The sequence below is a fragment of the Clostridium sp. MCC328 genome, assembly GCF_018785465.1.
In the GTDB taxonomy this organism is placed as follows: Bacteria; Bacillota; Clostridia; order Lachnospirales; family Lachnospiraceae; genus Pilosibacter; species Pilosibacter fragilis.
This window is the reverse complement of the sequence record NZ_WQPW01000008.1, coordinates 107,366-117,724: the sequence shown is the minus strand read 5'-3', so window position 1 is coordinate 117,724 and position 10,359 is coordinate 107,366. Positions and strand designations below refer to the sequence as shown.

10 protein-coding genes are annotated in these 10,359 nt (G+C 50.8%); all 10 read right to left on the bottom strand.

Annotation, left to right across the window (positions count from 1 at the left end; genetic code table 11):
• Positions 1 to 161: 161 nt before the first annotated feature.
• The 10 genes from pepT to GPK83_RS01640 all read right to left on the bottom strand — a co-directional run bounded on the left by pepT (position 162) and on the right by GPK83_RS01640 (position 10,175).
• Entirely contained in the window at positions 162 to 1,403 is a 1,242-nt protein-coding gene (pepT, locus tag GPK83_RS01685) for a peptidase T (RefSeq protein WP_215703846.1), read from the bottom strand.
• A gap of 164 nt (positions 1,404 to 1,567) precedes the next feature.
• On the bottom strand, positions 1,568 to 2,443 hold the full coding sequence (locus GPK83_RS01680; protein ID WP_118529819.1) for a protease modulator HflC: 876 nt from the start codon (positions 2,441 to 2,443) through the stop codon (positions 1,568 to 1,570).
• Positions 2,444 to 3,607 carry an FtsH protease activity modulator HflK gene (hflK, locus tag GPK83_RS01675; protein ID WP_215703845.1) on the bottom strand — a complete coding sequence of 388 codons (1,164 nt, stop codon included), beginning with the start codon at positions 3,605 to 3,607 and terminating at the stop codon, positions 2,444 to 2,446.
• Positions 3,604 to 4,161 carry a Holliday junction resolvase RecU gene (locus GPK83_RS01670; protein WP_215703844.1) on the bottom strand — a complete coding sequence of 186 codons (558 nt, stop codon included), beginning with the start codon at positions 4,159 to 4,161 and terminating at the stop codon, positions 3,604 to 3,606. Before GPK83_RS01670 ends, hflK begins: the two co-directional genes overlap by 4 nt.
• Positions 4,162 to 4,261: 100 nt before the next feature.
• The gene (locus tag GPK83_RS01665; RefSeq protein ID WP_215703843.1) at positions 4,262 to 5,260 is read right to left on the bottom strand and encodes an RluA family pseudouridine synthase; all 999 of its coding nucleotides are present in this window, start codon (positions 5,258 to 5,260) and stop codon (positions 4,262 to 4,264) included.
• Positions 5,261 to 5,271: 11 nt separating this feature from the next.
• A complete protein-coding gene (locus GPK83_RS01660) occupies positions 5,272 to 5,844 on the bottom strand; it encodes an O-linked GlcNAc transferase-like protein (RefSeq protein WP_242990510.1) in 573 nt (190 codons plus the stop codon).
• A gap of 61 nt (positions 5,845 to 5,905) precedes the next feature.
• Positions 5,906 to 6,670, bottom strand: coding sequence for an SDR family NAD(P)-dependent oxidoreductase (locus tag GPK83_RS01655; protein ID WP_215703842.1), 765 nt, complete (start codon positions 6,668 to 6,670; stop codon positions 5,906 to 5,908).
• A gap of 76 nt (positions 6,671 to 6,746) precedes the next feature.
• A complete protein-coding gene (locus GPK83_RS01650; RefSeq protein WP_215703841.1) occupies positions 6,747 to 8,717 on the bottom strand; it encodes a YgiQ family radical SAM protein in 1,971 nt (656 codons plus the stop codon).
• 58 nt (positions 8,718 to 8,775) lie between these two features.
• Positions 8,776 to 9,432, bottom strand: a complete 657-nt coding sequence (locus tag GPK83_RS01645) for an HAD family phosphatase (RefSeq protein ID WP_215703840.1) — start codon at positions 9,430 to 9,432, stop codon at positions 8,776 to 8,778.
• Complete coding sequence (locus tag GPK83_RS01640) at positions 9,429 to 10,175, bottom strand: pseudouridine synthase (protein WP_345941751.1); 747 nt, start codon at positions 10,173 to 10,175, stop codon at positions 9,429 to 9,431. The genes GPK83_RS01645 and GPK83_RS01640 overlap by 4 nt, the downstream gene beginning before the upstream one ends.
• Positions 10,176 to 10,359 lie beyond the last annotated feature (184 nt).

The following is a 10,359-nucleotide window of genomic DNA, read 5'->3' as shown; positions in this document are numbered from 1 at the left end:
ATCAAAAAAACAGGGATTCTTTGCGGTTTTTACAAGTTTTTAAACGTTTTATTTGAAATAGCACAATAGGTTAAATTACATTCATACATCCAAAAAGAAAAGCGGGAAGCGACATCCAGCGCCTCCCGCATTTTCTAAACAGCCATATCCTGATCCAGATTTTATGCCTGCTTCTCAACCTTCGTAAACTTTTCTGCGATCTTAAGAAGCAGCTCCACTGTCTTCTCCATGGACTGAATGCAGATGAACTCATACTTTCCATGATAGTTATGTCCGCCGGTACAGAGGTTCGGACATGGAAGTCCCATGTAGGAAAGTCTCGATCCATCCGTGCCTCCGCGGACCGGATTGATCGCCGGAGTCTCGATGCCAAGCTCCTTAAATGCCTCAGCAGCCACATCCATCAGGTACATATGCGGACGGATCTTCTCAGCCATGTTGTAGTAGGTATCTGCGATCTCCACCTCGACTGTTCCCTCACCGTACTTCGCGTTCAGGAACTCGCCGATCTTCTTTCCGAGTGCTTTTCTCTCCTCAAACCGCGCCATATCATGGTCACGGACAATATAGTGAAGAGTCGTGTTCTCGACATTTCCGCCGATGTTGTTCAGATGGAAGAATCCCTCATATTTTTCCGTATACTGCGGCTTCTCGTTCTCCGGCAGCATCGACTGGAATTCCAGACCGATCAGGATTGAGTTTTTCATCTTGTTCTTCGCGCTGCCCGGATGAATGTTACTTCCATGGATCGTGACTTTCATGGATGCCGCGTTGAAGGTCTCATACTCCATCTCGCCCCAGGCGCCGCCGTCAACGGTATAAGCCACATCTGCGCCCCATCCGGGAACATCAAAGAAGTCAACACCGTGTCCGACTTCCTCGTCCGGTGTGAAAGCGATCTTGATGGTTCCGTGCGGGATCTCCGGATGTGTCAGAAGTGTCTCCGCCATGGTCATGATCTCGGCAATTCCCGCCTTGTCATCTGCACCTAACAGTGTCGTTCCATCGGTAGTGATCAGATCCTGCCCCACATAGTTTTTTAAGAATGGGAACATCTTTGTTGTCATCTTTACACCGAGTGCCTTATTTAAAGTGATATCCTTTCCGTCGTAGTGCTTGACGAGCTGTGGGCGGACATTCTCATCCGGACAATCCGGTGAAGTGTCCATATGCGCGAGGAAGCCGACGGTCTGGCAGTTATAATCCCCGTTTGCCGGAATCGTTCCGTACACGTAACCGTGCTCACTCATGGAGACGTCCTTCACCCCGATATTCTTTAACTGTTCGGACAGAAGCTTCGCCAGAGCGAACTGTTTTTCCGTACTCGGAACTGTTCCCGCATCCTCTGCGGACTGCGTATCGAATGCTACATACTTGAGGAAATAATCAACTACTTTTGACATAACCCTTCTCCTTTACCGTATCATTATTTATCAGACATCCACGATCTTTTTTACTGACCGCGATTATGTCCCGCAGCAGCCTGCTTCGTCCGGATCGTTCCGGGTCCACAGCATCACTGCTTCACAGGATTTTTCCGCTGTTGCGGTTTTATCCTGGCCGTTCCTTAATAGTTTCCCCTGAGGATCTTCGCAAGCTCTGAATTTTCATCCAGAATGATCGTCTTATTATCTCCCTTGAGACTCGCCTTTAACGCGTCCAGACTGCGGATATAATTATAGTAATCGGCCTTTCCCTCGTCATTGTACGCGCCGGAAAGGATCCTCATATACTCTGCCTCGCCTTCCGCCCGGATCTTCTCCGCCTGGGCCTGCGCCTCGGAAATGATGATGGAGACTTCCTTATCTGTGCTGTTCTTGATGACATTGGACTGGTACTCACCGTCTGCGATATATCCGGCAGCGATATTCTGCCGTTCAGAGATCATACGCTGGTAAACAGCCTCCTTGTTGGAATCCGGAAGGTCTAAGAGCTTCGTCTCCACCTTTTTTACCTTGATTCCGTAGCTGTCCAGAGAAGAACCGATCTTTTCCGTGATCATCTCTGCCAGCTTTCCGTCACGGCCGGAGATCACATCTGCCTGATCCGTGGAGGAAATGACATTTTTCACAGCATTGTATACAACAACGGAAATTCGGCTTTCCGCATTTGCTTTGTTCGCTCCGAGTCTGGAAAGGTATGCCAGCGGATCTGTAACACTCCACAATGCGAAGGAATCCGTTACCATCACCTTTTTATCCCTTGTATTAACCTCACTCGGAATAAGGTCATAGATCATCTCATAATTAGGAATCGACTGTGTTGTCTGAAGAAACGGGATCTTAAAGCTGAGACCCGGTGTCTCCACCACCCGGACCACTTTCCCAAACTGGAGAACAAGCTTATACTCATCATTGTATGTGCTCACCATACTGCCCTGAAGCAGAACAACAATCAGAAGGAGAACAACGATCCCTATGATTCTTTTTCCTGTCTTTTTCATTTAGTTCCCTCCTCCCGTCTGTGCTGCGCTGCCGGAAGCTGTCTCTGAAAATGGTTCTAACGGCAGCAGCGTCTGTGTGCCGTTTCCACCGGTGATGATGACCTTGAGATCCGGAAGAACTTCCTCCATCGTCTCATAGAACATACGCTTTTTCGTGAGCAGCGGGTACTTTACGTACTCCGCGTATGTGTCCTCGAAACGCGCCACCTGTCCGTTTGCCTCGTTGATCCGCTGTTCCTTATATGCCTCGGCATCCTGCAAAAGCTTATCGGCCTTTGCCTTCGCCTCCGGAATGTTCTCAGACTGATATTTCTTTGCGGAGTTGATCGCCGTCTCCATGCCCTGTTTCGCATCCTCAACCGCCTTGAACGCATTCGCCACATCATCTCTCGGCATTTCCGTATCCTGAATCGACACGTTGTAGATTCCATATCCGATATTTTCCTCGACGAGACGGTTTGTGAGCTGCTCTTTGATCCGCTCCTGAATCTGGGTCTTTCCGGTGGTGATCACATCATCAACATTATAAACGCCGACGGTGTCACGGATATAGCTCTGAGCCAGGTTCTTGATGATAGACTCGTACACACTTCTGTGGCGCACCGCCTGAACCGGATCTGTGACCATGTATTCCACATAGAAATCCACGTTTGTCAGATTGAAATCCTTTGTGATCATCAGGCTCTCGTTCTCAATGGATACCGGATTGTCTATAGAGGCGCCGTCCGCCCGGGCCGGGTCCGTCGTGTAGCCGATCTGCATACCCGTGATGGCTTTGGAAACCTTAGTCACGCGCTGGATCACCGGAATTTTAAAGTGAAGACCTGATGCCTCCTCCACTGCCGGTTTTCCGAACGTGGTGACCACCGCCATCTCCTCCTCGGAAAGAGTATAGAAGCTGTCAAAGGAAAGCACTGCCGCCGCGAGGACGATCACAACCGCAGTCACCGCAAGACCTGTGTGCTTCGGGACCCGGATCCCCGGCCCCTTCTTCTTCTCCTTCTTCCCGGAACCTTCCTCCGGCTGTTCGTACACCACGCGCTCTGCCTTATTTTCTTTCCGCTTCTTTGCACCCGCAAAGAGTTCGTCCAGTGTCCCGTTCTTTTTTAACGCCCGGAACACGAACGCCGCGATCACAACGAGCCATATGACCATCTCAATCATTCGCTGTCTCCTCCTTTTTCTTCCTTCCGGTCAAGATCCTGCTGGATCCCTTCCAGGTAATGGACATACATGTCCCGGTGGCTCCGGATCCTGTACGCTTCCGGCACCACCTCATCATAGGTAAAGCTTTTTCTTCCGCCCTCTTCCATCCGTACCCAGAAACGGTTCACCACATCAAAAGGAACATAATAGATCTCGTTCTCCGCTGTAAAGGAGAGGATAATGAAGGCAACTCCGCCCTGGGCTTCAAATTCCTTCATGAACGCGATCTGGTGCGGGTGGATGTTCTGAAGTGGGAACGTCCGCACTGCGCATTCCTTCGCGTCAAAGCAGACCGGAATCCCCTGAACCGCGCCGATATAGTCGACTGTACTTTTCATATCAAAGTACGCCAATGTGATATGGCGGCTCTTTTTGTCGATCTCGATGGGCGTGATCGGGGTCGGGATCTTCTGGATCAGTGCCAGCTTCTTTTCCCGGTAGCTGTCATTGGTCCGGTTGATCAGATCTTCCAACGTGGAACCACGAAGGCCCCTGGTTTTCCATGTTCCCATAGCTGTTCCTTATCACCAATGCAAATATTTTCGAGTGATTTACATAAGTTTTTTATGTCAACCACTTGCTTGCCACATGCCTGTCCGGCGCTGCCAGATTTTATGGCAGCCTGATCCCGGTCTCTTTCAGTACCGAAGCAAAATATCCCGGCATCGGCGCCTCAAACACCCTCCCGGAAAGATAGGCAAACGGTTCCGCAAGCTTCGGAAACTCCAGACGGTAAGAATGTAAAAGCTGATACTTCACGGTCCGCCCTGAGGGGTTCACCTTCGAAACTCCGCCGTACTTGGAATCCCCTACGATCGGATGTCCAAGAGACGCTAAATGGGCGCGGATCTGATGGGAACGTCCGGTCAGAAGTGTCACCTTGAGCAACGTAAACTTTCCGTCCGTCGCGATCGGCTCATATTTTGTCCGGATCCGTTTCGGCTCCTCGTCTCCGTCTCTTCCTCCAAATCGCTTTGCCTCCGCCTCCGTGAGGATCCGCACCTGATTCTTCTTCTCATCCTTTAAAAGCCAGCCGTCCACCGTCTTCACGTCCCGGATCACACCGGATACGAGACACTGATAATACTTGTGGATCGAGCGGTCTTTAAACACGCCGGAAAGCATCTGAAGACCCGCCAGAGACTTTCCTGCTGCCACGATACCGCTGGTATTCCGGTCCAGACGGTTGCAGACCGAAGGGCGGAACGCGCGGAGCCCGCTCTCCGTGAGCTTGCCGCTCCCCAAAAGATAATCGATCAGATACTCCACCAGAGACTCATCGGTCTCCTTAGCCTTCTGCGACAGCATCCCCGCCGGTTTGTTGACCAGAATGATCTCGTCATCCTCATAGAGAATATCGAGATCTACTTTCTTTACCTCCTGCACCTGAACACTGGAAAATTTTTCGATGGTGTCCTCCGCAAGAAACAGCTTCACGACATCGCCTTCGGCGAGTTTTTCATTTCCCTCACACTTTTTCCCGTTCAGCGTGATGTTCTTCTTGCGCATCATCTTATAGAAAAAGCTCTTCGACGCCTCATTCATGTACTTCGCGAGAAATTTATCCAGTCGCTGTCCCGCCTCGTTCTTTTCAATCACGATCTCTCTCATCTTTTATTCCCCTACATGGAAAGACTCTTTAATAACTTTAAAACATGTGGAGCGCTTCCGTCATCCTCTTCCTCTGTGACGGTCTTAAGCTCAGAAAGCCGCCGGAGGAACTTTTTCTCCTCGTTCATGACCTTCGCGTTTCCGTCCAACTTCCAGCCCACCAGCATCTCGTTTAAGAATTTTTCCGCCTTCCTCCTGTCCACGTTTTTGTTCGGACAGTAGAGGTAGACCCCTGTCGGATGGACAACCGCAGCGTCCACCGGCATGATCAGGTCATTCGATGTAATGATCAGATCGTATAAGATCGGAAATTTCTCCTCGTATGGAACACACGCGTCGTGAAATTTCTCCGGGACCTCCGGGATCCTCGCCGCAACCACCAGAGGGGATGCGAGGTTTGCCATCGGCAGCACCGTGAGGATCGCACTGATCGTGACAAGATTTTTATAAATCTGCGCCGTGATAAAGTTTCTTAAAATAAGCTGCGCAACGATCGCCAGAATAAACAGTACCACGAAGAAAAGCTGACGTTTCTTGTGGGCGGTACGGTAACGGTAAGTTCCTTTTTCCAGTCGTAATTTCAAGTTTTTTCCTCTTTTCTGCTATACTTTGTAAATTTTCAGTGCTCTGTCCCGCAGTCGGAGGTTACCAGTTGATAAACCCCATCAGGATCTCATGCGGAACGATCCGGCAGATAACATAGAATGCTTTCATCCACGGGCCATATACCGAGATCCGTTTGCCCTTCATACTGTCCAGGAGAGCTTTTTTCACTACTCTTTTCGGATCTGCCATCGTGAGTTTCTTGATAGGTGCAAGCTTTCCCCCATTGAGAGCGATCCCGAAAAACTCCGTCTCAACAGGTCCCGGACAAACCGCTGTCACATAGATCTCCCTCTTTTTTAACTCGGCAGCCAACGCCCGGCTGTAGCTCAGCACAAAGGACTTTGACGCGGCGTAGACCGCGAATCCCGGCTGCGGCATAAACGCTGCCGCGGAGGCAAACTGGATGATCCGGCTGTTCCCTGAGATATACGGAAGTACCATCTCCGTCACCGCCACCAGAGCCTCATCGTTTAACCGCACCATTCCGGTGGAGAAACTGCCCGGGATCGTTCCCGCAGCACCTGTCTTTCCGTACCCCGCGCCGTTTACGAGGATCTTCACATTCGGCTGTTCCTGTTTTAAAAGTCCGGAAAGCATGCAAAGGTCTTCCTCGTCTGAAAGATCGAACGGCAGGATCCGCAAGGACACAGGAACCTTTCCAACGAGCTCCTCCAAGCGGTCCTTTCGTCTGGCGATGACCCAGATCTCCTCCAGTGCCGCAAAGTGATCCGCAAGGAGATACACCATCTCCCTTCCCATTCCCGACGACGCGCCGGTCACGATCGCAATCTTTTTTCCACTCATGAAATCTGCCTTTCTAAAAATATGGTCGAGCTGTATCAATGCTCATCTTTTTACAGATCCGCGCAGGATAACGCCGTTATTTCTTTCGTCCTCCCTGCTTCGGCTTCGGTCTTCTCCCATCGGTCTGTCCGGCCATTCCCTTTGCTCTGCCGGATAAGACCTGGCGGCCTTTTCCTTCCGTTTTCCCGTTCCCGGGCTTTTTTCCGGTCCTCGTTCCGACTTTTTTTCTATCTGCGATGTCCTTCGTCATCTTCCTTGGCTTGATCAGGCATTTCTGGTCAAATCCGATGAGATCCTCTCTTCCGGCCTTGATCAGTGCCTCTTTTACAAGATCATAGTTGTCCGGATTCCGGTACTGGATCAGGGCACGCTGCATCGCCTTCTCATGCGGGTTCGTCGGCACATAGACCGGTTCCATCGTCCGCGGATCCAGCCCTGTATAGTACATACATGTAGAGATCGTCGACGGTGTCGGGTAAAAATCCTGTACCTGCTCCGGCATGTATCCAAGATCCCTTAAGTGTTCCGCAAGCTCCACCGCCTCTTTCAAGGTGGAACCCGGGTGGGAGGACATCAGGTATGGAACAAGATACTGCTTTAATCCCAGCTTCTCATTCATCTTTTTATATTCCTGAGCAAACTTCTTATAGACGGAATTCTCCGGCTTTCCGAGAAGTCTGAGCACCTGATCCGAGACATGCTCCGGGGCGACCTTCAGCTGTCCGCTGACATGGTACATGCAGAGTTCTCTTAGGAAATCCTTTTTCTTGTCAGCGAGAACATAGTCGAAACGGATGCCGGAACGGATAAATACCTTCTTCACCTTCGGCAGCGCCCGGAGTTTTCTTAAGAGGGCGATATAATCCGTATGGTCCGCGATCAGGTTTTCGCACGGCTTCGGGAAGAGGCACTGTTTTCCAGGACATGCTCCGTATTTCAGCTGTTTTTTGCAGGCCGGAAAGCGGAAGTTTGCCGTCGGGCCGCCCACATCGTGGATGTATCCCTTAAAATCAGGTTCCTTTGTCAGGTATTTCGCCTCATCGATGATCGATTCGTGGCTTCGTACCTGGATAATACGCCCCTGATGGAACGTCAGCGCACAGAAGCTGCAGCCGCCGAAGCAGCCACGGTTGCTGATCAGGCTGAATTTCACCTCCGAGAACGCCGGAATCCCGCCCGCCGCGTCGTAGGACGGATGCCAACGCCTCATATAGGGAAGCGCGTAGACATCATCCATCTCCTGAACAGAGAGCGGTTTTGCCGGTGGGTTCTGGACAACATAAAGGTTGTCCCGGTACTGCTCCACAAGACGTTTTCCCGAAAAGGCGTCCGTATTTTTATACTGGATATTGAAGCTTTCCGCATAACGTCTCTTATCTGTTTTGATCTCATCGTAGGACGGCAGGGTAACCGCATCGTATACGGAATCCAGACTGTCTGTCTTATAGACAGTTCCGTCGATAAATGTGATATCCTTCACATCAAGACCGGAGTTCAGCGCGTCCGCGATCTCCACGATGGACTTTTCGCCCATTCCGTAGGAGATCAGGTCTGCCTGGGAATCCACAAGGATCGAGTGCTTCACCTTATTGGACCAGTAATCATAGTGGGCCAGGCGGCGCAGGCTCGCCTCGATTCCACCGATCACGATGGGGATGTCCTTATAAACGGAACGGATCAGGTTGCAGTAGACCACTGCCGCGTAATCCGGCCGTTTTCCCATAACACCGCCCGGAGTGTAGGAATCCTTATCGCGGCGTCTCTTTGAGACAGAATAATGGTTTACCATGGAGTCCATGTTTCCGGCACTCACGAGGAAACCGAGACGCGGTCTTCCGAGAACCTGGATACTCTCTTTTTCTTTCCAGTCCGGCTGGGCGATGATCCCGACCCTGTATCCGTAGGATTCCAGCACACGGCTGATGATCGCGGAGCCGAAGGACGGGTGATCCACATAGGCGTCCCCGCAAACATAGACGAAATCACACTGGTCCCAGCCTCTTTTTTCCATATCTGCCCGGCATACCGGGAGAAAATCATGTATCATATGTTATGTCCTTATTCATTTTATCGTTGAACCGGCAAATGAGCCATTCTTATAGAAACTACAGTAATTCTCTGTAATCGGAGATCACCGCGTCCGCAAGCTCTCTCTTCTCATCCATCAGATCTGCCGAAAAATCATCCTCCATGGCGATCACCGGCATCCCCGCCGCTTTTCCTGCCATGATCCCCGCCGGGATATCCTCAAACACGAGGCAGTCCTCCGGTTGCACACCAAGACGCTTTGCGACTTCAAGGTAGATATCCGGCTCCGGCTTTCCGTGGGCCACCTCACAGGCTGTCACCACCGCATCAAAGTATTCTTTCACCTTCAAAGATGTCAGGACCGCATCTACGATCTCGCTTCCGTTGCTTGTCCCGATTCCCGTGCGGATCCCTTTTTCTCTGCAATACTTTAAAAATTCCAGCACGCCTGGCTTTAACGGCACCTCGTGGCGGTACTTGTCGATGGACATCTTAACCCAGACCGCCTTGATCTCATCCAGGCTCAGCGGGAGATCGAACCGCTCCTTAAAATATACCGCCGTCTCCGAAAAGCTCATCCCTTCGATGGCTCTCTGGACATCATCCGGGCATTCATAGCCGTACTCTCCAAGAAATTCAATGTCGATGGCTTTCCACATCCACATGGAGTCCACAAGAGTCCCATCCAGATCAAAAAGCATTGCCTTTTTATTTTCCAAAAAATTCTTTATCATAAGTTTTCCAACAACTCCCGTTCTTTATCCGTCAGTTTCCGGTATTCCCCGGGCTTCAAGGTATCGTCAAGCTTCAGAGGGCCCATGGACAGACGTTTTAAATGGAGTACCGGACAGCTGACTTCCTCCATCATACGCTTCACCTGGTGGAATTTTCCCTCATGAAGCGTGATCCGTACAAGACTCTCCGCAGCCGTTCCCGTCTCCGGATCTTCCGGTTTCCGTTCTAAAATTTCAAGCTCCGCAGGCATACAGGAAAGTCCGTCCGCAAGCGTCATTCCTTCCCGGAATCTCTTCACTGCCTCGTCCGGGACAAGCCCCTCACATCTCGCCTCGTACACCTTGTCCACATGATGTCCCGGCGCGAGGAGTCGGTGGGCCAGCGCCCCGTCGTTTGTAATGAGAAGCAGGCCTTCCGTATCGATATCCAGGCGTCCCACCGGGAACAGATCTTTTCTGCTCTTTTCGTCAATCAGATCCACGACCGTCTCCCTGCGGCGGTCCTCCGTCGCGGAGATCACACCCTGGGGTTTATTTAAAAGGTAATATTCCAGTTCCACATACTCCACCGGCGCATTGTCAAGGCAGATCGTGTCTTCGCCTTTCTTTATCTTCGTCTCAGGCTTTTTTACGATCACACCGTTCACCGTGATCCGTCCTCTCCGGATCATCTCCTTGAGCTCCGTCCTCGTCCCTTTTCCCATATCAGCCAGATATTTATCCAACCGGATTGCTTTTTCCAAGTATTTCTCTCCTTCCGAATCCCGTGCTTTTCTGGTCCAGTCCGTATTCATTCTATTGGGAAATGCAGAATTCCCGGAAAATATGGACTTTTAAATAAAAAAGCACACTATCTTTATCATATCAAAATTCCGGTGAAAGTACAATGAAAATAATAGAAAGAGTTTATCTGGTGGCGCCCGGTAA